Source organism: Pseudoduganella albidiflava (assembly GCF_004322755.1).
GTDB classification, from domain to species: Bacteria; Pseudomonadota; Gammaproteobacteria; order Burkholderiales; family Burkholderiaceae_D; genus Rugamonas; species Rugamonas albidiflava.
The window spans coordinates 1,102,043-1,125,844 of the sequence record NZ_CP036401.1 but is presented as its reverse complement, the minus strand read 5'-3'; the positions used below and the strand labels follow the sequence as shown (position 1 = coordinate 1,125,844).

Sequence of the window (23,802 nt, the reverse complement as noted above, 5' to 3'; positions counted from 1 at the left end):
TGCAATATTAGAATCGGCATACCGCCCAGCTACCGGAGAAAAACGCCGTCGCAGGGCATCCCCCCTTCTAATAATCGCAAGAGGACCGCATGCCAACCAACTCGCCAGTACTTGATATTCCGCTCCCGCCCCCCAGCCGACGCCTGATTCCTCACCTGCTCCCTCTTGCCCTGGCGCTCGCGGTCAGCCAGGCCAATGCCGTGACCGTCAGCGGTCAATCCGGCACTCCGGGCAGGCACGCGACGACACCGGGCGCATCCGGCGGCCACGGTGGTGCCGGCAAGAGCGCCACCGCCGTGGCCGGTGCGGCCGACGATGCAGCGAGCGCCTACGGCGGCTACGGTGGCCGCGGCGGCGATGGCGCCGCGGGCGCACCTGGCCAGAATGGCGGCAACAGCGGCAACGGCGGCAATGGCGGGTCGGCCACCGCAAGTCACATCATCCGTTCGACCGCCGCGACCTTGACGGGCAGCGCATCGGCATCGGGCGGCGAAGGTGGCCGGTTCGGCCAGCCTGGCGAAGGAGGTGCCGGTGCATCCTACGGTACGCTCGGGACCGCTGGCGATGGCGGCTCCGCGCAAGCACTCGTCGATATCGCCGGGACCGGTACTATCAGCGGCACCGCGACCGCGAAAGGCGGTTCGTCGGACTCCGGGTACAGCGGCCAGGCTGGCAAAGCCACCGCGACAACGACCATCGATGGTGGCAACACGGGAGTTGTCCTCGCGCGCGCCAATGCTGTCGGTGGCTCCGGTACCCCCGCTGGTGGCGATGCAGCGTCCGCCATTACCGCCAGTGGCCACTCCCTCGACCTGGCCGCCACGGCCACGGGCGGTTCAGGTTTCGCCGGCAATGGCGGTACGGCCACTGGCGCGATCCGCGCAACGGCCGGAAGCGGCGGCATCAAGGCGAAACTGTCACTGCACGGAGGCACCAGCTATGGTGCGGAACATGGCACCGACGTCGTCAGCCGCAACGCTTTCGCCGCGCAGACCACCGGCGCCCTGGCGCTGACGCTCGAGGGCACTGCCGGTGGTTACGGCGCCGTGCAACATCCAGGCCATGGCGGTAACGCCGACCTGGCGCTGCTGCTCGACGACCAGACCGCCACCAGCGTGACGTCGACCGTCCGCGCAACAGGAGGCTACGGCGGCAACCTGTACCACAACTTCGGCGGTGTCGACGGCGTCGCAGGCAATGGCGGGCAAGCCAGGGCCGACCTGCAGGTCCGGGCGAAGGCACCGGTGACATTGAACGCAGCGGCCGTTGGCGGCAAGGGAGGCGGGGGCAGTATCGGCGTTGCCGGGATTGGCGGACTGGCGGTCGCCAACGTCATCGGCCACGCGGACGGCAGCGCAGAGGCCTCCAGTACCGCTACCGCCACGGGTGGCGCAGGGGGGAGCATATCCAGCGAGGGGAGGCACGGCGGCACCGGCGGGGAGGCACTGGCCCGTGCCGCGGCACACAGCGGCACCGGCACGGCACGCGCCATCTCGACCACGATCGGTGGCGAAGGCGGTACCGGTGGTGCCAGCGCCAGAAGTGGCGACGGCGGCGTCGCCAGGGCAATCAATAGCGTGGCCGGCAGCACTGCCGGCAACCTGGTGCTGCAGCAGGTCGCACAAGGCGGCGCAGGCGGCAGGAATTCTTACGCCGGTGGCGCGGGTGGTCAGGGCGGCAATGCGGTCTCGCGGCTGGCAATGATCGACAGCGCCGCGGCGCGCATCGATGCAAGGCTGGAAGCCCGCGGCGGCGCGGGCGGCTACAGCGCAGCGGGCGTTTCCGGCAATGGCGGCGGTGCCGAGGCGGTACTGGAGCTTACTTCGCGCAAAGCCGGCGCAGCCATTACCGCCAATGTGTACGCGGACGGCGGCACCGCTTCCCGCCAGACCGGCGGCAACTACGGCGACGCGGTCGCGCGCAGCACGGTCTCGGCCCTGGGATCGGTGCGGAACACAGCGGTGGTGGATGCACGGCGGGCCGACCTCCATGCCCCCTACGGAAACGGCAACGCCACCGCGTTTGCGCGCTCGGAATCGACCATGGACATCGAGACGAGAGCCTATGCGCGAACCACCATTATGGCCGGCACCGTGGCGCAGGCCCGCGCCGAATCGGTCAGCACGGGAGCCCACGGTCTGGCCATTGCCGAAGGCCGGGGCGGGAATGTTGACGTGGCCGCAATTGCCCAAGGTACCGGCGCCATCCGTAACTATGCAGTTGCAAGCGGTACCGGCCTGACTGGTACCATCCAGGCAACCAGCATCACGTCGGCAGACGGGGTGCGCGTCGAAACCACCGTCAGCACGCCCGTGTACCACGAGCATTCCATTGAAGTGAGGGCCACCGCCGGCATCCTCGACACCATGCAGTGGCACGGTAACGGCAACGCTTCCACTGCCAGCTACCGGCCATTCAATCCCGCCCTGTTCGACAGGGCACCGACGGTCGGGGCAGCGTTCGCGCAAACGGGCCTGGTCGGCGCTGGTTCCATGAGCTTGACTGGCATCAATGCGGTGACCCCAGGCCTGTATCACCAGGTGACAACGGCCCGTTTCAATTTCGATACCACGGCCGCAGGCGACCTGACTCTCGGCCTGTTCAATTTCTACCCTTATGGCGCGGCGTTCGAGGAGCTGGAACTGACCGTGTCGAACCATGGCGTGGAAATCCTCACCTATACGTTCGACAGCCTGGCCGCGGCCAGTGCGTTCTTCCACGACAATGTGCTATCGCTCGGCACGTTCGGCGCCGGCGGCCAGGACATCTTCATCTCCGCCGATATCGTCTATGGTGCCGAATACGGCCACACGAATTTTGACTATGCGCTGGGAGCGGACAACCTCGCGCCTGTACCAGAGCCCGGCACGTGGGCGATGTTGCTGCTGGGCTTGTCCGTGGTGCTGATCAGGCAGCGCCGCCGGGTCTGACCGGCGGCGCAGGCAGCATGCAAAAAGCCGGGTGAATGCTGCGCAGGTCAGCCGCGTTCACCCGGCCTGAATCCGGCCAGCGCCGCACCGACGCCATACGCGGTGCTGTCCGTCCCCCATCGCGTGTTGGCCTGGCCGCAGGAGCGCCCGAGCATGAACATGGCCAGCAAGGCCAGCACCCAGGCCGCGCCACCCCAGGCAAGGCCGATCGCCAGCGCGAGAAGTGGCAGCGCAATGCGCAGCAGGCGCCGGGAAGTACAGGGTAAGACCAGATCGTGCGGGGAACGCATGGCGGGACCTTTCATGGTTGCCGCAGGCCTGGCGCGGCATTGCTGCCGCCGCGCTAATGCCCTACGGAAATTTTGGGATCCCCGAGTGTACGAAGTGAAAACGCAGCGCGTTCTGATCGGGCGCAAGGAACGCGCTCATTGCCGCACGGTGACGTCATGGCGCAGGTGAAAAGACCTATCCCGGGAACAGGCATTGCGGCCTGACTGCAACGGTCCGGAGCCAGCGCGCGGCCTTGCTGCTCGATCAGCCTGGCCAGCCGATCGAGCACCGCACCGCACCTATCCGGCGCCCACAATGCGCTCGGCGGGCTTAACGCCGCGCGGGTCTCGCGCGCACCAGCAACACCGTCAACCCCAGCAGCATCAGCATCCACACCTGCGGTTCCGGCACCGGTGCCAGGCCTTGGGCGCCGAGCACGTAGTCGAAGTCGAACCTGCCAGAGGCGCCGAAGGTGAAATCGGCGGCGATCAGGATGTCCTGGCTGCCGGCGCCGAGCATGCCCAGGTCGAGCACGTTGTCATCGAAGAAGGCCTGGGCGGCGGCGAGACTGTCGAACGTCCACGAGAACAGCTCGCTGCCATGGTTGCTGACGATCAGCTCGAGCTCGGTGAACCCGATGCCGGCACTGCGGAAATCGAGCAGGCCCAGCGTGAGTGCGCCCGGTGCGAGGGTATCGAAGCGGAAGCTGGCCGTCGTCAGGTGATGCGCGCCCGGCACGGCGGGAGAAGTGCTGACGCCGAGCATGCGTCCGACCGCGGCGATCGGCTGCCCCTCCAGCGCAGCGGCAACGGTGGGCGCGCCGGCGGGAATCACGGCGCCGACCGGCAGCGCGTTGGCGAAGGAACCGGTGTGATAGGCCTGGCCAGCGACGGTGCTGCCGATGCTGGTCCTTGCCTCGAACCCGAAGTATCCGCGCGATGCGAACTTGGCACCGGCGGTCGTCTCCACCCGCATGCCGGACCCGGTCGAGGTACTGGTGGCCAGGGCAGTCGCGTCACCCCGGCTCCCTTCCACTGTCGCGCGGCTGGCGGCGCTGCCGCTTGCCTGCGAATGCGCAGAGATATCGAAGATGCGGCCGCGGCCTTTCGCGAACGCCGTGCTCGATCCGCCGGTGGAGATGGACTCGGCGCGCGCCCGCGCGATGCCGGGATTGCTTGGTTCCGTTTCAGCATCAGCGTCGGCCAATGCCGTGGCGGCCCCGCCGGCTTCCGCGCGGGAGAATGCCGTCGCAGCCGACTGGGCGCCGGGATTCCAGGTCTCCCCCGCCAGCGCGTACGCCCTGCTCTCCGCCTGGCCCGCGGCACGCACGGTCGACCGTGCCAGCGCGTCTCCGGCCAGCGCCCGCATGCCCGCATCGCCGCCCTTTGCGTGCGTATTTCCCCGTACGGCCGCGCCAATGCTGGTCGATGCCAGTTCCAGGATGGCCTGGGCGCCGCCGCCGTTGCCGCCCGCGCCGTGGCCGCCGTGGGCCAGCACGTCCACGGTCAGGGCAGGCGTCACGGCATCGGCCAGCGTCAGTTGCGACAACGCGGCGCCGCCGCTGCCGCCGACACCCCCGCCCGTGTGGAGGCCGCCGGCGCCGCCGTACGCTTCCTGCCGTAACTCCAGCCTGCTGGCCGCGGAGCCGCCGACGCTGTCGACCAGGCTGACCGCACCGCCGTTGCCGGCGATGCCGCCCAGGGTGGTGGCCTTGCCTCCCGCGCCACCGGTCGCCAGCGCCCTCGCCTCGGTGAGGTCGAATTCGTAGACTGTCCTGGAATGCACCGAGGCGGATGCTTGCGCGGTGCCGCCGTCGCCGGCGCGCACGCCGTCGCTCCAGGAGATTCCGCCGGCGCCTCCCACCGCAACGGCCGACACATCGCCCGGGTATCTGCTGCCCCAACGTGGCGGAAGGTGCGTGGTGCCGGAAGCGGCAGCCAGTGCATCGCCACCGTTTCCGGCCGCGCCACTGCGTGAGGCACCGCCCGCGCCGCCGGTGGCGTTGGCCACCAGCTCGATTTCCCCCTTCGTCGTACCCTGCAGTTTTGCCGACGCGTGGCCGCCGCGTGTGGCCTGGCCGCTATCCGTCGTCGAAGCAAGGGAACCTGCGCCGCCCGTCGCGCGCACCCGCATGGCAAGCGACGAGGCGCTCGGGTCGTCGAGCACCAGTTCGAGGTCGGCATTGCCGGCTCGCCCGCCCGTCGCGCCGGGGTTGGCCGAGCCGGCGTCGCCGCCTTTCCCGGAAAGAGACAGGCTCAGGCGGCCGGTGGTGGTCACGTCGAATGGATTACGAGCCACGACATCGGCGCCGTTGGCGCCGCTTCCCCCGGCGCCGCCTTCGAGTGTCAACAATGCCGAGGCGCCGCCCAGCCCCGCCGTTCCGCTGATCTTGCCGGTGGCGCTGCCGCCATCGTTGCCGCCCAGGCCTGTCAGGCCATTGTGATAGGCACCGCTGCCGCCCGTCACCTTGCTGCCGAGACTGAGCTGATAGCCGGTCGCGTGCAGCGTTGCGGCCGCATTGCCACCGCCTTGCGCCCCTGCTGTCGCGTCGGCGTCAGCCGTCACGGTCGCGCTGCTGCCGCCATCGACGGTCGTATTGGCGATGGCCGAGCCAAAGCGCTCGCCGGCGCCGATGGGAGCCAGATAGCCACTGGTTCCGCCAGTGGCGGCCGACGTGGCGGTGATCGTCCCTGAACCCGTCGCGGTGACGCTGGCCGTGGCGTTGCCGCCGCGTCCGCCGGTTCCTTGCGGTCCCCTGGCGGCGCCGGCACCGCCTTCGCCGGGAATGCCCGGGTCGCCGCCCCGTCCCGCTGCCGCGAGCGCCGACGCAAGCAGTTGCGCGGCCGACGATTGCACGGCATGACTTGCCGTGGCATGGCCGCCATGGCCGCCGTTGCCGCCCTTCCCGCCGGCCTGGCCAGGAGCGCCCGCCGCGCCATCACCGCCGCGCCCACCTTGCCCGCCCGTGGCGACGGCACCGGGATCGCCCGCGCCGGCGGTGGCGGTGGCGTCCTCGCCATGGCCAGCGGCACTACCAGCCGTTCCCGGCAATGAAGCGTGCGTGCCGTCGGCACCGGCGGCTCCCGTCACGGTGGGAGCGGCATAAGCCTGGCTGACGGCAAGCGCCAGCATGAGGGGAATGAGACGGGGAGGAACGCGCACGACTGTCCTTTCGGGGAAGTTTGTCCGCACGGCGGCCGCGCGATGGCGCGGGTTCGCCGCGACGGACACAGCGGCGACCGACGCCAGTCTACATTGCCTTTTTATATAGTCAATTGAATAATAAGACTTGCAAAACAGGAGCCGCTTCGCGCTCCGGTTGCGGCATCAGCGCGCCGCCTTGTCCTGCTCGATCAGTTTCGCCAGCTGCGATGCGCCCCCCACCTGCTCGATCGTCATCACCTTGTCGAGCGGGATCGTCATCGACTGCGGACCGTGCCAGTCGTTCTTCTGGCGGCTCACCACCCGGTTGCCCTGGCGGCCGTCCGGTGCCGTGAAGGTCTGCACGTAATACACGTCGTCGAGCTGGAGGTGGCGCGGCCCCACTTCGCGCAGCAGGCCATAGAACATCTGCCCGTTCTGCAGCTGCACGCCGTAGCGCACGCCCAGCGCTCCGGGCGCGAAGGCCGGGTCGGACTGCTGGCGCCAGAAGAACAGCGCCAGCACCACCAATGCCGCGGCCGCCACGGCCGCCACCAGCAACGCGGTGCTGGAACGCCAGCCGGGAGCGGGAATGCCGCCGGGAGTGAATGCGGGATTGGGCAGGTCGCGGTGGTCGGTCATCGAGGTCTCCAGGTTAAGCGGCTGTAGCAGATTCTAAGCGTGCCACGGCGGCGTACCAATACGCCAGATGTAAAAACGGCGCCTGCCGGCGCCGTTGTTTTTCGCATCGTGTGGCGATCAGCCGCGCAGTGCACTGGCCGCCTTGGCCAGGGCCGTGATGTGGGCCCAGTCGCCCGCCTGCATCGCATCCTTCGGCGTCAGCCAGGAACCGCCCACGCACGCCACGTTCTTCAGCGCCAGGAAGGCCGGCGCGTTTTCCTGCGAAATGCCGCCGGTGGGACAGAACGTGATGTCCGGCAGCGGGCCGCCGATGCCGTTCAGCATGCCCACGCCACCCGCCGGCACCGCCGGGAACAGCTTCAATTGCCTGAAGCCCTGTTCGCGCGCCTTCATCACTTCGGATGGCGTCATCACGCCCGGCAGCAGTGGCAGGCCGGACGATTTCGCGGCGCCGATCAGCGCATCGGTCAAGCCCGGCGACACGCCGAACACGGCGCCGGCATCGCGCGCGGCGGCGAATTCTTCCGGCTGCGTCAGCGTGCCGACGCCGACGATCGCGCCTTCGACTTCGCTCATGGCGCGGATCGCGGCCAGGCCGTGCTGCGTGCGCAGCGTGACTTCCAGCACCCGGATGCCGCCGGCGACCAGCGCCTTGGCCAGGGGGACGGCGTGGTCGGGATCGTCGATCGCGATCACGGGGATCACGGCCGAGGTACGCATAATGTCGAGCAGGTTCATGGTCATTTACGCTTTCTTGGCAAGGAAATCTTCATCGGAACCGGGCACGGTATTGCCCACGTCGTCACCGCCGTGCAGCTCGACGGTGGTATCGATCGGCGACGGCAGCGGGAACGTGGCGGCGCCCGCCTCCGCGGCCGACACGCTGTTGCGGAACATGGCGAACAGTTCGCGACCCATGCCGATATGGCTCGGCGTCAGGTCGGCCTGGGCCAGCGCGCGCGAATGCCAGACATCGGCGGGCACGTTCGCTTCCAGCGTGCCGGTGACCGCGTCGACGGTGATGATGTCGCCGTCGCGCACCAGGCCCAGCGGGCCGCCGGCCAGCACTTCGGGCGACACGTGGATCGCCGCCGGCACCTTGCCGGACGCGCCGGACATGCGGCCATCGGTCACCAGCGCCACCTTGCGGCCGGCATCCTGCAGGTTGGCCAGCGCCGGCGTCAGCGAGTGCAGTTCAGGCATGCCGTTGGCGCGCGGGCCCTGGAATCGGATCACGGCCACGAAGTCGCGATCGAGCTTGCCGGCCTTGTAGTCGGCCATGAAATCTTCCTGCGAATTGAACACGATCGCCGGCGCTTCCACGGTGCGGTGCTCGACCTTCACGGCCGACACCTTCATGATCGCGCGGCCCAGGTTGCCCTCCACCTTGACCATGCCGCCATCCTTCGAGAATGGCTCGGCGGCGGTGCGCACCACCTTGTCGTCGCCCGAGACCAGCGGCGAATCGCGGAACACCACGCCCTTGCCGCCTTCGGCCAGGAACGGCTCTTTACAGTGGTTGCGCAGGCCCTTGCCGAGGATGGTGGTGACGTCGTCGTGCAGCAGGCCGGCGTCGAGCAGTTCGCGGATGATGAAACCGGTGCCACCGGCCGCGTGGAAGTGGTTCACGTCGGCTTCGCCGTTCGGGTAGATGCGCGCCAGCAGCGGCACCACGGCGGACAGGTCGTTGAAATCGTCCCAGTCGATCAGGATGCCGGCCGCGCGGGCGATCGCCGGCAGGTGCAGCGTGTGGTTGGTGGAACCGCCGGTGGCCAGCAGCGCCACGATCGCGTTGACGATCGACTTTTCATCGACCACGTGGCCGACCGGGATGTACTCGTTGCCCAGTTCCGTGATCTGCGCCGCGCGCTGCGCCGCCGCGGCGGTGAGCTGGTCGCGCAGTTCCGTGTACGGCGTGATAAAGGCGGCGCCCGGCAGGTGCAGGCCCATCACTTCCATCAGCATCTGGTTGCTGTTAGCGGTACCGTAGAAAGTACAGGTGCCGGGGCCGTGGTACGACTGCGACTCGCCTTCCAGCAATTCCTCGCGGGTGGCCTTGCCTTGCGCATAGCGCTGGCGGATCGCCGCCTTTTCCTTGTTCGACAGGCCGGACGTCATCGGGCCGGCCGGTACGAACACGGCCGGCAGGTGGCCGAAGTGCAGCGCGCCGATCACCAGGCCCGGCACGATCTTGTCGCACACGCCCAGGTACACGGCCGAGTCGAACATATTGTGCGACATGGCGATCGCCGTGCTCATGGCGATCGCATCGCGCGAGAACAGCGACAGCTCCATGCCCGGCTGGCCCTGGGTCACGCCGTCGCACATGGCTGGCACGCCGCCGGCGAACTGCGCCACCGCGCCTACCTCGCGCACCGCTTCCTTGATGATCGGCGGGAAGTGCTCGAATGGCTGGTGCGCCGACAGCATGTCGTTATACGCGGACACGATCGCCACCGAGGGCTTCTTCACCTCTTTCAATACCAGCTTGTCGTTGGCCGGGAAGGCGGCGAAACCGTGGGCAAGGTTGGTGCAGGCAAGCGTGCTGCGTTGCGGGCGGCCCTTGATGCGGGCGGCTTCGAGATGCGCCAGGTAGGCGCCGCGCGACGGACGGCTGCGCTTGATGATGCGCGCAGTGACTTGTTCGAGGACTGGGTGCAAGGCCATTATGCTTCCTTATCGATGAATTCCCGAAATTTTACTACAGAAGGGCAAGGGCGTGCTGCCTGGCGTGGTTTTGACTCGCTTCGCGAGCGCCGCGACCGCCGGAAATCGCACGGCGGCCAGAGCATAAAAACAAACATTTTTACCGCAATTGAAGCTTATCCGTAGTGAAGTTACCGACATTTCCTGTATAGTTCATCTATCCAAAACTGACACAGAAGTCTCATGCGCCAGCCAATGCTCACCACCACCGCCGCCTACCAGGCCCTGCAATCCCACGCCACCGATGCACGACAATGGCACCTGCGCGACCTGTTCGCTGCGGAACCGCAGCGTTTCCCCGCGCTGACCGTCGACGCCGCCGGCCTGTTCCTCGACTATTCGAAAAACCGCATTTCCCGGCGCACCGTGGAATTGCTGGTCGACCTGGCCCGCGAGCGCGGCGTGGAACGCCAGCGCGACGCCATGTTCGCTGGTGAGAAAATCAATCTTACCGAACAACGCAGCGTGCTGCATACGGCCCTCCGTATGCCGCGCGGAAAGCAGCTCGTCGTCGACGGCCAGGATGTCAATGCCGACGTGCACGCGGTGCTCGACCGCATCAAGACCTTCACCGACCGGGTGCGCAACGGCAACTGGCTGGGCTACAGCGGCAAGCCGATCACCGACATCGTCAACATCGGCATCGGCGGCTCCGACCTGGGCCCGAAGATGGCCGTGCTGGCGCTGCGCTCGTATGCCCATCCGCGCCTGAACATGCACTTCGTGTCCAACGTGGATGGCCACGACATGGATGCGGTGCTGACCAGCCTGAACCAGGAGACCACGCTGTTCATCGTGGCCTCGAAAACCTTCACCACCGCCGAGACGATGCTGAACGCGCAGACCGCGCGCCGCTGGTTCCTGTGCGAGGGCAAGGAAGAAGACCTGGCGCGCCACTTCGTGGCCGTGTCGACGAACACCGAAGCGGTCACGAAATTCGGCATCGATCCGGACAACATGTTCCCGTTCTGGGACTGGGTGGGCGGGCGCTATTCGGTGTGGTCGGCGATCGGCCTGTCCGTGGCGCTGGCCGTGGGCTTCGGCTACTTCGAGACCTTCCTGGCCGGCGCGCACGAGATGGACGAGCATTTCCGCAGCGCGCCGCTGGAGCAGAACATGCCGGTGCTGCTGGCGCTCCTCGGCTTCTGGAACCGTGAATTCATCGGCGCTTCCTCCCTGTCGATCGCGCCGTACCACCAGGACCTGAACCGCTTCCCGGCCTACCTGCAGCAGCTGGACATGGAAAGCAACGGCAAGCGCGTCACCAAGGGTGGCCAGCCGGTCGACACCGCCACCTGCCCGGTGGTGTGGGGCGAGTGCGGCACCAACGCGCAGCACGCGTACTTCCAGCTGCTGCACCAGGGCACCGACATCGTGCCGATCGACTTCATCGCCGCGCTGCTGCCCACGCACGACCTGGCCGGCCACCACGATGCGCTGCTGGCCAACTGCTTCGCCCAGTCGGAAGCCTTCATGAAGGGCAAGACGGGCGACGAGGTGCGCGCCGAGCTGGCCGCGCAAGGCGTGCCGGAAGCGAAGATCGACGAACTGGTACCGCACCGCACGTTCCCCGGCAACCGCCCGTCGAACACGATCCTGATGGAACACCTGACCCCGGCCACGCTGGGCGCGCTGATCGCGCTGTACGAGCACAAGACCTTCGTGCAGGGCGTGCTGTGGGATATCGCCAGCTTCGACCAGTGGGGCGTGGAACTGGGCAAGGTGCTGGCGAAGAAGATCCAGGCCGAGCTGGAAGGCGACGTGGACCCGGCCGCGCACGACAGCTCCACCAATGGCCTGATCGTGATGGCCAAGGGAGCGAAGATCGAATGAGCACCTATGATGTCACCGTCGCCTTCGATGGCGTGATGCAGGTGGGCGAAGGCCCGCTGTGGCTGGCGCAGGAACAGGCGCTGTACTGGGTCGATATCGATGGCCTGGCCGTGCACCGGCTGAACACGCGAACGGATGCGGGTAGCGGCGCCCACACGTCGTGGATCATGACCAGCGAACCGTCGTCGCTGGCGCGGCATGCCGGCGGCGGCCTGGTGGTCGCCACCCGCAACGGTTTCGTGCACCTCGATACCGGCACGGGCGCCGTGACCGAGATCGCGCCCTCCCCCTTCGACCGCACCAAGGCCCGCTTCAACGACGGCAAGCCGGACGCCACGGGCCGCTTCTGGGTGGGCACCATCTACGAACCGCGCGACCAGCCCGCCGCCGAGATGTATGTACTGGAAAAGGGCGCGGTGCGCCTGGCCTGGTCCGGCGGCATGACCAATTCGAACGGCCTGGGGTTCAGCCCGGACAACCGCACGATGTACCACGCCGACACCACGTCGCACCGCATCACCCGCTACGATTTCGATCTCGCGGGCGGCACGGTAGCCAATCCGCGCGAAATGCGCCAGTTCTCGATGGACAAGGAGAACGGCTATGGCGGCCGGCCCGATGGCGCGGCGGTCGACAGCGAAGGCAATTACTGGGTGGCGATGTTCGAGGGCGGGCGGATCGTCAAGCTGTCGCCGTCCGGCGAGGAGCTCGATGCGATCGCGCTGCCGGTGCGCTGCCCGACCATGGTGGCCTTCGGTGGCGACGACCTGCGCACGCTGTACATCACCACCGCGGGCAAGCGCCCGGCCGCGGAACTCGAACAATTCCCGCTGTCGGGCCGCGTGCTGTCGGTGCGCGTGCCGGTCGCCGGGCTGGAGCCGCCAGCCTACCAGCCCTGAGCTGCAGGCTTGACGATTTTGTAGTATATTTTCGTCAAATCCAGCAATTCAAGTAGTAAGCTTTCAGCGCGCAGCTTCCGCGAGGCGGTTTCGCCGCCTTGCACCGCGCTTTCTCTACGATCTTACAAGACACCCATCATGGCACTTTCCGATTTTGACCTGGTACTGTTCGGCGGCAGTGGCGACCTCGCGATGCGCAAGCTGCTGCCCGCGATGTTCTCGCGGGACGTTTGCGGCGACCTGCCGCCCACCGCGCGCATCGTCTGCGTCGGCCGGCACGAGAACACCACGGAAGAATTCATCGACATGGTCAACACCACGTCGCGCCCGCACATCAAGACCCCCAAGGTCACCGCCGAGAACTGGGAAAAATTCACGCGCCGTATCGTGTACGTGGCCGTCGACGCGGCCGACCCGTCCAGCTACCGCGGCCTGGCCGATGCGCTGCGCCCGGATGCGGGCCTGACCCGCGTGTATTACCTGGCCACGCCGCCGGCGCTGTTCGCGCAGATCTGCGACAACCTGAAGGAAAACGGCCTGGTCACGCCGGCGTCGCGCGTGGTGCTGGAAAAGCCGCTGGGCCGCGACCTGGCCTCGGCCAAGCAGATCAACCGCGAAGTGGGCGAGGTCTTCGAGGAATCGCAGATCTACCGGATCGACCACTACCTGGGCAAGGAAACCGTGCAGAACCTGCTGGCGCTGCGCTTCGGTAACATCCTGTTCGAGCCGCTGTGGCGCCGCGAATGGATTTCGGACGTGCAGATCACCATCGCCGAGAAACTGGGCGTGGGCAACCGCATCGGCTACTACGACACCTCGGGCGCGCTGCGCGACATGCTGCAGAACCACCTGCTGCAACTGCTGTGCATCGTGGCGATGGAACCGCCGGCATCGACCTCGCCGGACGCGGTGCGCGACGCCAAGCTGCAGGTACTGCGCTCGCTGAAACGCTTCACCCCCACCACGCTGGCGCAGAACATCGTGCGCGGCCAGTACCGCGCCGGCCATGTGGATGGCCAGGCCGTGCCGAGCTACCGCGACGAACCGGATGCGCCGCAGGGCTCGCGCACCGAGACCTTCGTGGCGATGAAGGCCGAGATCGACACGTGGCGCTGGGCCGGCGTGCCGTTCTACCTGCGCACCGGCAAGCGCATGGCCGATGGCCTGGCCGAGATCGTGGTGCGCTTCAAGCAGATCCCGCACTCGATCTTCCAGCAGCCGACGTCGAGCTTCCAGCCCAATTCGCTGGTGATCCGCCTGCAGCCGGACGAAGGCCTGCGCATGAACCTGATGGCGAAGACGCCGGGCGAAGGCATGCGCCTCAAGCCGGCCGAGCTGGAACTGGATTTCCGCGAATCGTTCAAGGCGCCGCGCATGGATGCCTACGAACGCCTGCTGCTCGACGTGCTGCGCGGCCAGCTCACGCTGTTCATGCGCGGCGACGAACTGGAAGCGGCCTGGGAATGGGTCGAGCCGATCCTGACCAACTGGGAACAGGACGACACGGCGCCGCTGCCGTATTCGTCGGGCACGTGGGGGCCTGCCGCCTCGTCCGCGCTGATCGGGCGGGACGGGCTGCAGTGGCGCGAAGAAGCATTGCCCGAAGACTGAGGCGAGGAATAGACACGCATGCTGCTTGACTCCATCCGCACCCAGCTCGATTCGCTGTCCAAGTCCGAGCGCAAGGTGGCACTGGCCGTGCTCGACAATCCGTCGCGCACGGTGAGTTCGAACATCACGGCGCTGGCCAAGAGCGCCCAGGTGTCCGAACCCACGGTCGTGCGGTTCTGCCGCACGCTGGGCTACGATGGCTGGCACGAGTTCAAGCTGAAGCTGGCGCAGGGCCTGGCCGTGGCCCTGCCCGGCCTGAACGAAGCACCCTCGCAGGACGATCTCGCCGCGGACCTGATCAACAAGATCTGCAGCCGCTCGATCAACACGCTGCTCGACCTGCGCAACAACCTGCACCACGAGCCGGTGCAGCGCGCGCTGGACATCCTGTCGCTGGCCAACAAGATCGAGTTCTACGGCCAGGGCACCTCCGGCATCGTGGCGGCCGACGCGCAGCACAAGTTCTTCCGCTCCGGCGTGCCCACGGTCGCGTACAGCGATCCGGCCATCCACAACATCGCCGCCGCGCTGCTGCGCAAGGGCGATGCGCTGGTGGCCATCTCCCAGCGCGGCAACAGCCCGGCACTGGTGCGCTCGGCCCAGCTGGCGCGCGACGGCGGCGCGGACGTGATCGTGCTGGCGCCGTCCGGCACGCCGCTGGCGGACCTGGGCACGGTGCTGATCCCGATCGACCTGATCTTCAACACCGATCCCTACACGCCGATCTCGGCGCGCCTCGCCTACCTCGTCGTCATCGACGTGCTGGCCGTGGGGCTGGCCCTGCAGCGCGGCCCGGAATTCCGGCGCAAGATGCAGAACGCGCAAAAGGCGCTGCAGGAGTTCGAGGTGCAGTTCGATTCGTTCATCGGATAAGGCAGTCGGCACTACATGTTTTCCCACGTTTTCATCGGCGTCACCGACTTCGACCGCGCGCTGGCGTTCTATGAACCGCTGATGCGCATCCTCGGCATCGAACAGCGCTTCTGCGACCGCGGCCGCCCCTGGGCCGGATGGCAGAGCGCCAGCGACGATGCCCGCCCCCTGTTCCTGATCGGCGCACCGCAGGATGGCCGGGTGCACGAGGCGGGGAACGGGCAGATGGTGGCATTCATGGCCGGGGACCGGGAAATCGTCCGGCAGGCCCACGCCGAAGCGCTGGCGTGCGGCGGGACATGCGAAGGCGCGCCGGGCCCGCGGCCCGCATACCACGCGCATTACTATGGCGCGTACTTCCGCGATCCGGACGGGAACAAGATCTGCGTGGTGTGCCACGCACCGCCGGCGTAGCCTCCCTTTCAGGCCGCCAGCGGCGAACGCGCCGCGCCCGGCTGCATGGTTTCTTCGACTTGCCGCGCCACCTGTTCCGCCGTGGCGGCTGCCAGCGTCCAGCCCAGGTGGCCGTGGCCCGTGTTGTAGAACATGCGCGGCGATTTCCCCTTGCCGACGCGCGGCAGCAGGTCCGGCATCATGGGCCGCAGGCCCGCCCAGGGCTGCACGCGGGCCGTGCGGACTTCGGGGAATTCGCGGTGGACCCAGTCGAGCAGCGGCCGGATGCGGTCGTGGCGGATGTCGCGGTCGAAGCCGGCGAATTCGGCGGTGCCGGCCACGCGGAAACGGTCGGCGCCGAAACGGCTGGCCACCAGCTTGGGCGCATCGTCGACCAGGCTGACGGTGGGCGCGGCGGCGCGGCTGGCCGCGTCTTCCAGGTGCACGGTGATCGAATACCCCTTGACCGGGTAGACGTCGATCCGGTCGCCGGCCATCCGGCCCAGCGCGCGGCTGGCCGTGCCGGCGCAGATGATGGCCGCGTCGAAGCGTTGCACGGCGGTTTCGCCGCCATGCCGCAGCGTGAGCGTGACGCCATCGTCATGCGGCGCCAGCGCCAGCACATCACGCTCGCACAGCAGCTGCACGCCGCGGCGCACGCAGGCGGCGGCCAGGCCGGTGGTGAAACGGTGGATGTCGCCGCTGCTGTCGCTGTCCGTGTAGCAGCCGCCATAGTAGTCCCCGCTCAGCGCGGGTTCGATGGCGCGCATTTCCGACGGTGTCACCGCCTGGCGCACCAGCCCCGCTTCCGCCAGCAGGCGCGAGACCTGCTGTGCATGGTCGAAACCGGCCTTGTCGCGATACAGGTGCAGGATGCCTTCGCGGCGCAGGTCGAAATCGATGCCCTCCTCTTCCGCCCAGGCGAACAGGTGCCTGCGCGCCGCGACGGCCATGCGGGCCAGCGCCACCGTGTTGTCCCGGTAGCGGGGAATCGCCGCCACGAACTTCGCCAGCCATGACAGCTTGTGCCAGGTGGGCGCCGGGTGCAGCAGCAGCGGCGCATCCGGCTGCGTCATCCACCGCAGGCCCTTGCGCAGCGTGGCCGGGTGATTCCAAACTTCCGCATGCGAAGCCGACAACTGGCCGCCGTTCGCATACGAGGTTTCCATCGCCGGATAGCGGTGCCGCTCGACGATTGTGACCGAAAAGCCACGCCGCGCCAGCGCGTAAGCCGTGGTGACACCGGTAACGCCGGCGCCGATGACTGCGATGTGTTTCATGGTGGACGAGCCTGTGCGGAGTGGCGCAAGGATACCCGAGTTGTCGGAATGTTTCCAAAAAACGGGGACGGCCCCCTGCCTTTTGAAGCCTTATCGTATAAGCCGGGCACTGGCCAATGCGGCACTATTTCGAATAATGCCATCAAACGCTGGTCGTTTTGCAACGGGGGACAGTCCCCGATTTGAGGAAATATTTCCGTGGATTGGGGACAGTCCCCGATTTCTGGAAACTATTCAGGCGGCGCGATTCGGTACAATTGCGGTTTCTCCCCAATCGCCTGGCCCAGTCATGAATCAACTCGAACAGCTCAAGAAGTACACCAAAGTCGTTGCCGATACCGGCGATTTCCAGTCGATCAAGGCGTACACGCCGCGCGACGCCACCACCAACCCTTCGCTGATCCTGAAGGCGGTGCAGAAGGATGAGTACAAGCCGCTGCTGGAAAAAGCCGTGCGCGACAACCCGCACGCTTCCACCGGCGAGGTGATCGACCGGCTGCTGATCGCCTTCGGCGGCGAGATCCTGAAGATCGTGTCCGGCCGCGTGTCCACCGAGATCGATGCGCGCCTGTCGTTCGACGTGGAAGCCAACGTGGCCAAGGGCCGCGAACTGATCGACCTGTACGAGCGCGCCGGTTTCGACCGCGAGCGCGTGCTGATCAAGATTGCCTCCACCTGGGAAGGCATCAAGGCCGCCGAGATCCTCGAAAAGGAAATGATCCACACCAACCTGACGCTGCTGTTCTCGCTGCCGCAGGCCATCGCCTGCGCCGAAGCGGGCGTGCAGCTGATCTCGCCGTTCGTCGGCCGCATCTATGACTGGTACAAGAAGCAGACCGGCATCGAGTACGAAGGCGCGGAAGATCCGGGCGTGCAATCGGTGAAGAAGATCTACAACTACTTCCGCAAGTTCGGCTACGAGACCGAGGTGATGGGCGCCAGCTTCCGCAACACCAGCCAGATCCTGGAACTGGCCGGCTGCGATCTGCTGACGATCAGCCCGGACCTGCTGCAAAAGCTGGCCGACTCGAACGAACCGGTCGAGCGCAAGCTGACGGCGGAGAGCGCCGGCGCAATGGCCAAGATGTCCGTCGACGAAAAGACCTTCCGCTTCATGCTGAACGAAGATGCGATGGCCACCGAAAAGCTGGCCGAAGGCATCCGCGCCTTCTGCGCCGACTCGGGCAAGCTGAAACAGATCATTTCCGGCATGCGCTAATAGCGGGAACCTGGCAATACGCGCCGCAACGTCGCGTATCTGCCGGTAACTTGCAAAAAGAAAGGGAGCTTCGGCTCCCTTTCTTTTTATGGGCTTATGCGAAAACGTTATCTTGGCTGTTATAAAATAACTATCGCACCTTCCGCAGTTCCGCCGCCCTGCCGTTCTTTCGCGAGACATCATCCATGAGTCATGTCGCACGTTGCACGCCTGCCGCTGTCGCCGTCCTGTCCCTGTCACTGCTTGCCGCCTGCGGCAAGAAGGAAACCGCTCCCCCCGCCCCGCCGCCGCCCACCGTTTCGGTGATCACCGTCTCGCAGGCCGCCGTGCCGGTGACGGATGAACTGCCCGGCCGCGTGGAAGCGTTCCGGGTCGCGCAGGTGCGGGCGCGCACGCCGGGCATCGTGCTGAAACGGGAATTCGAGGAAGGGTCGGACGTGAAGGCCGGGCAGGTACTGTTCCGCATCGACCCGGCCGAATTCAGGGCCGGTTTCGCCAGTGCCGAGGCGGCCGTGCAGAAGGCCGAAGCCAACCTGGCGCAGGCCAACCTGCGCGAGAAACGCTACAAGCCGCTGCTGGCCGCGCAGGCCGTCAGCCAGCAGGAATACGACGACGCCGTCACCGCGCAAAAGCAGGCCGCCGCCGACCTGGCCACCGCCAAGGCGGCGCGCCAGACCGCCGGCCTCACGCTGGGCTACGCGACAGTGACGGCGCCGATCGCCGGCCGCGTGGGCCGCGCGCTGGTGACAGAGGGCGCGCTGGTCGGCGAGGGCGAAGCCACGCCGATGGCCCTGGTGCAGCAACTCGACCCGATCTACGTGACGGTGACGCAATCGGCCACGGAGCTGCAGCAGCTGCGCCAGGCGCTGGCCAGCGGGCGCCTGAAAAGCGTGGGCAGCGAGGCGGCGCGCGTGACGCTGATGCTGGAAACCGGCGAGCCATACCAGGCCGCCGGCAAGCTGCTGTTCTCGGATGCCTCGGTCGATGAAAGCACCGGTACCGTGTCGCTGCGGGCCCAGTTCCCGAACCCGAAGCGCGCGCTGCTGCCGGGCATGTACGTGCGGGCCCGCCTCGAGCAGGGCATCGACGAAGCCGCGATCACGGTGCCGCAGCAGGCCATCGTGCGCGGCGCGGAAGGCGCCTCCGTGATGATCGTGGGGGCCGACAACAAGGTGATCGCCCAGCCTGTGAAGGCCGAGGCGTCGATGGACAACAAATGGATCGTCAGCGAAGGCCTGAAAGGCGGTGAACGGATCATCGTCGAAGGCTTCCAGAAGGCCAAGCCCGGCTCGCCCGTCACGCCGCAGGCATGGCAGCCGGCGCAGGGAGGTTCCCAGGCAGCACCGGCCGCCAAGGGGGCGTAGATGCCACGCTTCTTCATCGACCGGCCCGTGTTCGCATGGGTGATCGCGCTGTTCATCCTGCTCGGCGGCGCGCTGGCCATCACGGTGCTGCCGATTGCCCAGTACCCCACCATCGCACCGCCGTCGATCGTGGTGACGGCCAACTACCCGGGCGCGACCGCCCAGGTGCTCGACGATGCCGTGACCAGCGTGATCGAGCAGGAAATGAACGGCGCCGAAGGCTTGCAGTACGTGGAATCGGAAAGCAACGCGGCCGGCGGCGTGACGATCACCGTCACCTTCCAGCCCGGCACCAATCCGGACATCGCCGCCGTGGATGTGCAGAACCGCATCAAGCGGGTGGAATCGCGCCTGCCGCAGGCGGTCACCCAGCAGGGCGTGCAGGTCAACAAGGCACGCTCGAACATCCTGATGTTCGTCGGCGTGTATTCGACCGACGGGCGGATGGACCCGAACGCCATCGGCGACTACATGGCGCGCAACGTCGTCAACGAGATCAAGCGCATTCCCGGCGTGGGCCAGGCGCAGCTGTTCGGTTCCGAGCGCGCGCTGCGTGTGTGGGTCGACCCGAACAAGCTGACCGGTTTCAAGCTGAACATGAGCGACGTGACGGCGGCGATCCGCGCGCAGAATGCCCAGGTCACCTCCGGCACGATCGGCGACCTGCCCAACCCCACCACGCAGAAGTACCAGGCGCCGGTGGTGGTGACGGGGCAGCTGACGTCGATCGAGCAGTTCTCCAGGGTGGTGCTGCGCGCCAATCCGGACGGCTCCACGGTGCGGCTGGGCGACGTGGCGCGCCTGGAGTTGGGCGGCTCCAGCTACAACATCAGCGCGCGCCTGAACGGCCAGCCGTTCGTGGCGATCGCCGTGCAGCAGTCGCTGACCGGCAACGCGCTGGCCACGGCGGACCTGGTGAAAGCCAAGATGGAGGAGCTGCAGAAGTTCTTCCCGCCCGGCCTGAAGTACACGGTGCCGTACGATACCTCGACCTTCGTGCGCATCTCGATCGAGGAAGTGGTCAAGACGCTGCTCGAGGCGGTGCTGCTGGTGTTCATCGTGATGTACGTGTTCCTGCAGAACTTCCGCTACACCATCATCCCCACCATCGTGGTGCCGGTCGCGCTGATGGGCACCTTCGCCGTGATGCAGCTGGCCGGCTTCTCGATCAACGTGCTGACCATGTTCGGCATGGTGCTGGCGATCGGCATCCTGGTCGACGATGCCATCGTGGTCGTCGAGAACGTCGAGCGCATCATGAGCGAGGAAGGCCTGTCGCCGCGCGAGGCCACGCGCAAGGCGATGACGCAGATCACCGGCGCGATCATCGGCATCACGCTGGTGCTGATCGCCGTGTTCGTGCCGATGGCCTTCTTCGGCGGCGCGGTGGGCGCCATCTACCGGCAGTTCTCGCTGTCGATGGTGGCGGCGATGGCGTTCTCGGCCCTGATGGCGCTGACCCTGACGCCGGCGCTGTGCGCCACCATGCTCAAGCCGGTGGAAAAAGGCCACCACGTGGAAAAGCGCGGCTTCTTCGGCTGGTTCAACCGCACGTTCGCGAAAACCGCCACGGGCTACCAGGGCATGGTAGCCAGGATCATCGCGCGCACCGGGCGCTGGATGCTGGTCTTCGCCGTGCTGCTGGCGCTGGTGGCGTGGCTGTACGTGCGCCTGCCGTCGTCGTTCCTGCCCAACGAGGACCAGGGCTACATCATCACCAACGTGCAGCTGCCGCCAGGTGCCTCGCGCTCCCGCACGGACGCGGTGCTGGCGAAAGTGGATGCGTATTTCCGCCAGCAGCCGGAAGTGGCGCGCACCATCGCCGTGGCCGGCTTCTCGTTCTCGGGCAACGGCCAGAACGCCGGCCTGGTGTTCGTGCCGCTGAAGGACTGGAGTGAACGCGGCAAGGACCAGTCGGCCGACGCGCTGGCCGCCCGCGCCTTCGGCGCGCTGTCCGGCATTGCCGATGCGATCGTGTTCCCGCTGTCGCCGCCGCCGATCCGCGAATTGGGCAACGCCACCGGCATCACCGCCCGGCTGCAGGACCGCAGCTCGCTGGGCCACGCCGCGCTGATGAATGCCCGCAACCAGCTGCTGGACATGGCCGGCAAGAGCGCGGTGCTCAGCGGCGTGCGGCCGGAAGGGCTGGAGGACGCGCCGCAGCTGCAGGTGGACATCGACCGCGAAAAGGCGCAGGCGCTGGGCGTCACGTTCGCCGACATCAACACCACGCTGTCCGCCGGCCTGGGCTCCTCGTACGTGAATGACTTCAACAGCAACAACCGCCAGCAGCGCGTGATCGTGCAGGCCGAGCAGAGCCGCCGCATGCAGCCGGAAGACATCCTGCGCCTGAACGTCCGTTCCGGCAGCGCGGCGAACGGCGGCGGCAACATGGTGCCCTTCTCCGCCTTCGCCACCACGCGCTGGATCAACGGCCCGGTGCAGCTGGTGCGCTACAACGGCTACCCGGCGATCAAGCTGACCGGCAATGCCGCGCCGGGCTACAGCACCGGCGATGCGATGGCCGAGCTGGAACGGCTGGCCGCCCAGCTGCCGCCCGGCTTCGGCATCGACTGGACCGGCCAGTCGCTGGAAGAGCGTACCTCCGGGGCCCAGGCGCCGATGCTGTTCGCGCTGTCGCTGCTGGCCGCGTTCCTGGTACTGGCGGCCCTGTACGAAAGCGAATCGATCCCGATCGCCGTGCTGCTGGTGGTGCCGCTGGGCGTGCTGGGCGCGCTGCTCGGCGCCCATCTGCGCGACTTGCCGAACGACGTGTACTTCAAGGTGGGCCTGATCGCCATCATCGGGCTGTCGGCCAAGAACGCGATCCTGATCATCGAATTCGCCAAGGACCTGCAGGCGCAGGGCATGGGCCTGGCCGAGGCCACGCTGGAAGCGGTGCACCTGCGCTTCCGCCCGATCATCATGACATCGCTGGCGTTCATCCTCGGCGTGCTGCCGCTGGTGGTGGCCAGCGGCGCCGGTTCGGCCAGCCAGCGCGCCATCGGCACGGGCGTGATGGGAGGCATGATCACGGCCACCGTGCTGGCCGTGTTCCTGGTGCCCGTATTCTTTGTCGTGATCCGCCGCATCTTCAAGGGCAGCGAGCGGCAGCGCCGCGTCGCCGCGCATGAACTGGACCTGCCGGAGACCAAGCCATGAAGCCGATACTATTGCCCTTGCTGTCAACATCACTTTCGCGCCGCGCCACGGCCCTGCTGGCCGCCGGCGCGTTGTCGACCCTGTTGCCGGCCTGTTCGCTGGCGCCGAAGTACGAGCGCCCGGCCGCGCCGGTGGCCGCCGACTTCCCCGCCACGCCGGCCGCCGCGGACGGCAAGGGCGCGCCGCCCGCGGCCGATGCGAAAAGCGCCGTCGATACCGGCTGGCGCGAATTCTTCCCCGACGGGCGGCTGCAGGCGCTGATCGCCACGGCGCTGGAAAACAACCGCGACTTGCGCACCGCCGCCCTGCGGATCGAGGAGGCGCGTGCGGCCTACCGCGTGACGCGGGCCGACCGCCTGCCGAACGTGAATGCGGCGCTGTCCGGCACGCGGGCGCGCACCCCGGGCTTCCTGACCCCCGCCACGGGCCAGCCATCGATCGGCGAGCGCTTCGACGCCGGGCTGTCGATTTCCGCGTTCGAGCTGGATTTCTTCGGCCGCGTGCGCAGCCTGTCGGAAGCGGCGCTGGCCACCTACCTGGCCAGCGACGAGGCGCGGCAGGCGGCGCAGATCAGCATCGTGGCCGAGGTGGCCAAGGCGTATTTCACCGAGCGCGCCTTTGCCGAACAGCTGGCGCTGGCGCAGCGCACGTATGAGGCGCGCCGCCGCACGTTCGAGCTGACGCGGCAACGGCTCGATGCGGGCGCGTCGTCCCTGCTCGACCTGCGCTCCAACGAGACGCTGATGGAAACGGCGCGCGCGGCGGCCCTGGCGCTGGCCCGGCAGCGGGCGCAGGCCGCCAACGCGCTGACCTTGCTGGTGGGCGCGCCGCCCGCGCAGCCGGCCGACACCGCGCCCCCGATGGCCGACGATGCGCGGATCGACGCGATGAGCGCCGTGCCGGCCGGCCTGCCCTCCGACCTGATCACGCGCCGGCCGGACATCCGCGCCGCCGAGCAGCGGCTGATCGCGGCCAATGCCAATATCGGCGCCGCGCGCGCCGCGTTCTTCCCGCGCATCTCGCTGACGGCGGCGATCGGCAGCGCCAGCCCGGAATTCTCGCAACTGTTCGACGGCGGCAACGACACCTGGTCGTTCGTGCCCCAGCTGACCCTGCCGATCTTCGACGCCGGCCGCAACCGCGCCAACCTCACGCTTTCCGAAGTGCGCAAGAATATCGCCGTGGCCGACTACGAACGCACCATCCAGGCCGCGTTCCGCGAAGTGGCCGACGCGCTGGCCGCCCGCAGCTACCTGGGCGACCAGGTGGCCGCGCAGCGGGCGATCCAGGATGCCCAGGCCGAACGCCTGCGGCTGCTCACGCTGCGCTTCGAGAACGGCGTGGCCAGCTCGCTGGACGTGCTCGACGCGCAGCGCGAGCTGTTCTCGGCCGAGCAGGAACTGGTGCAGGCGCGGCTGCTGCGCACCACCAGTGCCATCGACCTGTATCGGGCGCTGGGGGGCGGCTTGCGGTAGCGGA

At 67.6% G+C, this 23,802-nt stretch carries 16 protein-coding genes; 10 read left to right on the top strand and 6 right to left on the bottom strand.

Going from position 1 to position 23,802, the window contains the following annotated elements; genetic code table 11:
• Window positions 1-89 precede the first annotated feature (89 nt).
• The gene (locus EYF70_RS04775; protein WP_131144382.1) at window positions 90-2,930 is read left to right on the top strand and encodes a beta strand repeat-containing protein; all 2,841 of its coding nucleotides are present in this window, start codon (window positions 90-92) and stop codon (window positions 2,928-2,930) included.
• 47 nt (window positions 2,931-2,977) lie between these two features.
• Here the strand turns inward: EYF70_RS04775 and EYF70_RS04770 are convergent, their stop codons facing one another.
• The 5 genes from EYF70_RS04770 to edd form a co-directional block, all read right to left on the bottom strand.
• Complete coding sequence (locus EYF70_RS04770) at window positions 2,978-3,220, bottom strand: hypothetical protein (RefSeq protein ID WP_131144381.1); 243 nt, start codon at window positions 3,218-3,220, stop codon at window positions 2,978-2,980.
• A 310-nt stretch (window positions 3,221-3,530) separates the two neighbouring features.
• Window positions 3,531-6,362, bottom strand: coding sequence for a hypothetical protein (locus EYF70_RS04765; RefSeq protein WP_131144380.1), 2,832 nt, complete (start codon window positions 6,360-6,362; stop codon window positions 3,531-3,533).
• A gap of 165 nt (window positions 6,363-6,527) precedes the next feature.
• On the bottom strand, window positions 6,528-6,983 hold the full coding sequence (locus EYF70_RS04760; protein WP_131144379.1) for a hypothetical protein: 456 nt from the start codon (window positions 6,981-6,983) through the stop codon (window positions 6,528-6,530).
• 117 nt (window positions 6,984-7,100) lie between these two features.
• Window positions 7,101-7,727: a bifunctional 4-hydroxy-2-oxoglutarate aldolase/2-dehydro-3-deoxy-phosphogluconate aldolase gene (eda, locus tag EYF70_RS04755; protein ID WP_131144378.1), complete on the bottom strand. Its 627-nt coding sequence runs from the start codon at window positions 7,725-7,727 to the stop codon at window positions 7,101-7,103.
• Window positions 7,728-9,650 (bottom strand): phosphogluconate dehydratase, encoded by a 1,923-nt coding sequence (gene edd, locus EYF70_RS04750; protein WP_131144377.1) that lies wholly within the window; start codon window positions 9,648-9,650, stop codon window positions 7,728-7,730.
• A 222-nt stretch (window positions 9,651-9,872) separates the two neighbouring features.
• On the opposite strand from edd, the gene pgi reads away from it, so the two are divergent.
• The 5 genes from pgi to EYF70_RS04725 all read left to right on the top strand — a co-directional run bounded on the left by pgi (window position 9,873) and on the right by EYF70_RS04725 (window position 15,319).
• Complete coding sequence (gene pgi / locus EYF70_RS04745; RefSeq protein ID WP_131144376.1) at window positions 9,873-11,522, top strand: glucose-6-phosphate isomerase; 1,650 nt, start codon at window positions 9,873-9,875, stop codon at window positions 11,520-11,522.
• On the top strand, window positions 11,519-12,421 hold the full coding sequence (locus EYF70_RS04740) for an SMP-30/gluconolactonase/LRE family protein (RefSeq protein ID WP_131144375.1): 903 nt from the start codon (window positions 11,519-11,521) through the stop codon (window positions 12,419-12,421). Before pgi ends, EYF70_RS04740 begins: the two co-directional genes overlap by 4 nt.
• A gap of 138 nt (window positions 12,422-12,559) precedes the next feature.
• Entirely contained in the window at window positions 12,560-14,032 is a 1,473-nt protein-coding gene (gene zwf / locus EYF70_RS04735; protein WP_131144374.1) for a glucose-6-phosphate dehydrogenase, read from the top strand.
• An 18-nt stretch (window positions 14,033-14,050) separates the two neighbouring features.
• Complete coding sequence (locus tag EYF70_RS04730; protein WP_130187991.1) at window positions 14,051-14,905, top strand: SIS domain-containing protein; 855 nt, start codon at window positions 14,051-14,053, stop codon at window positions 14,903-14,905.
• Window positions 14,906-14,920: 15 nt separating this feature from the next.
• On the top strand, window positions 14,921-15,319 hold the full coding sequence (locus tag EYF70_RS04725; protein ID WP_131144373.1) for a VOC family protein: 399 nt from the start codon (window positions 14,921-14,923) through the stop codon (window positions 15,317-15,319).
• Window positions 15,320-15,327: 8 nt separating this feature from the next.
• Here EYF70_RS04725 and EYF70_RS04720 read toward each other — a convergent pair whose 3' ends face one another.
• Entirely contained in the window at window positions 15,328-16,578 is a 1,251-nt protein-coding gene (locus tag EYF70_RS04720; RefSeq protein WP_131144372.1) for a D-amino acid dehydrogenase, read from the bottom strand.
• 289 nt (window positions 16,579-16,867) lie between these two features.
• Between EYF70_RS04720 and tal the strand changes: the two genes are divergently transcribed.
• From tal to EYF70_RS04700, 4 genes are all read left to right on the top strand, one after another.
• The gene (gene tal, locus EYF70_RS04715; RefSeq protein WP_131144371.1) at window positions 16,868-17,797 is read left to right on the top strand and encodes a transaldolase; all 930 of its coding nucleotides are present in this window, start codon (window positions 16,868-16,870) and stop codon (window positions 17,795-17,797) included.
• Window positions 17,798-17,982: 185 nt separating this feature from the next.
• A complete protein-coding gene (locus EYF70_RS04710) occupies window positions 17,983-19,161 on the top strand; it encodes an efflux RND transporter periplasmic adaptor subunit (RefSeq protein ID WP_131144370.1) in 1,179 nt (392 codons plus the stop codon).
• Window positions 19,162-22,323 (top strand): efflux RND transporter permease subunit, encoded by a 3,162-nt coding sequence (locus EYF70_RS04705; protein ID WP_131144369.1) that lies wholly within the window; start codon window positions 19,162-19,164, stop codon window positions 22,321-22,323.
• A complete protein-coding gene (locus EYF70_RS04700) occupies window positions 22,320-23,798 on the top strand; it encodes an efflux transporter outer membrane subunit (protein ID WP_131144368.1) in 1,479 nt (492 codons plus the stop codon). Before EYF70_RS04705 ends, EYF70_RS04700 begins: the two co-directional genes overlap by 4 nt.
• Window positions 23,799-23,802 lie beyond the last annotated feature (4 nt).

Coding starts and splice junctions, on each gene's coding strand:
- EYF70_RS04775 (WP_131144382.1), top strand. CDS start 90: ATGCCAACCAACTCGCCAGTACTTGATATTCCGCTCCCGCCCCCCAGC.
- EYF70_RS04770 (WP_131144381.1), bottom strand. CDS start 3,220: ATGCGTTCCCCGCACGATCTGGTCTTACCCTGTACTTCCCGGCGCCTG.
- EYF70_RS04760 (WP_131144379.1), bottom strand. CDS start 6,983: ATGACCGACCACCGCGACCTGCCCAATCCCGCATTCACTCCCGGCGGC.
- eda (WP_131144378.1), bottom strand. CDS start 7,727: ATGACCATGAACCTGCTCGACATTATGCGTACCTCGGCCGTGATCCCC.
- edd (WP_131144377.1), bottom strand. CDS start 9,650: ATGGCCTTGCACCCAGTCCTCGAACAAGTCACTGCGCGCATCATCAAG.
- pgi (WP_131144376.1), top strand. CDS start 9,873: ATGCGCCAGCCAATGCTCACCACCACCGCCGCCTACCAGGCCCTGCAA.
- EYF70_RS04740 (WP_131144375.1), top strand. CDS start 11,519: ATGAGCACCTATGATGTCACCGTCGCCTTCGATGGCGTGATGCAGGTG.
- zwf (WP_131144374.1), top strand. CDS start 12,560: ATGGCACTTTCCGATTTTGACCTGGTACTGTTCGGCGGCAGTGGCGAC.
- EYF70_RS04730 (WP_130187991.1), top strand. CDS start 14,051: ATGCTGCTTGACTCCATCCGCACCCAGCTCGATTCGCTGTCCAAGTCC.
- EYF70_RS04725 (WP_131144373.1), top strand. CDS start 14,921: ATGTTTTCCCACGTTTTCATCGGCGTCACCGACTTCGACCGCGCGCTG.
- EYF70_RS04720 (WP_131144372.1), bottom strand. CDS start 16,578: ATGAAACACATCGCAGTCATCGGCGCCGGCGTTACCGGTGTCACCACG.
- tal (WP_131144371.1), top strand. CDS start 16,868: ATGAATCAACTCGAACAGCTCAAGAAGTACACCAAAGTCGTTGCCGAT.
- EYF70_RS04710 (WP_131144370.1), top strand. CDS start 17,983: ATGAGTCATGTCGCACGTTGCACGCCTGCCGCTGTCGCCGTCCTGTCC.
- EYF70_RS04705 (WP_131144369.1), top strand. CDS start 19,162: ATGCCACGCTTCTTCATCGACCGGCCCGTGTTCGCATGGGTGATCGCG.
- EYF70_RS04700 (WP_131144368.1), top strand. CDS start 22,320: ATGAAGCCGATACTATTGCCCTTGCTGTCAACATCACTTTCGCGCCGC.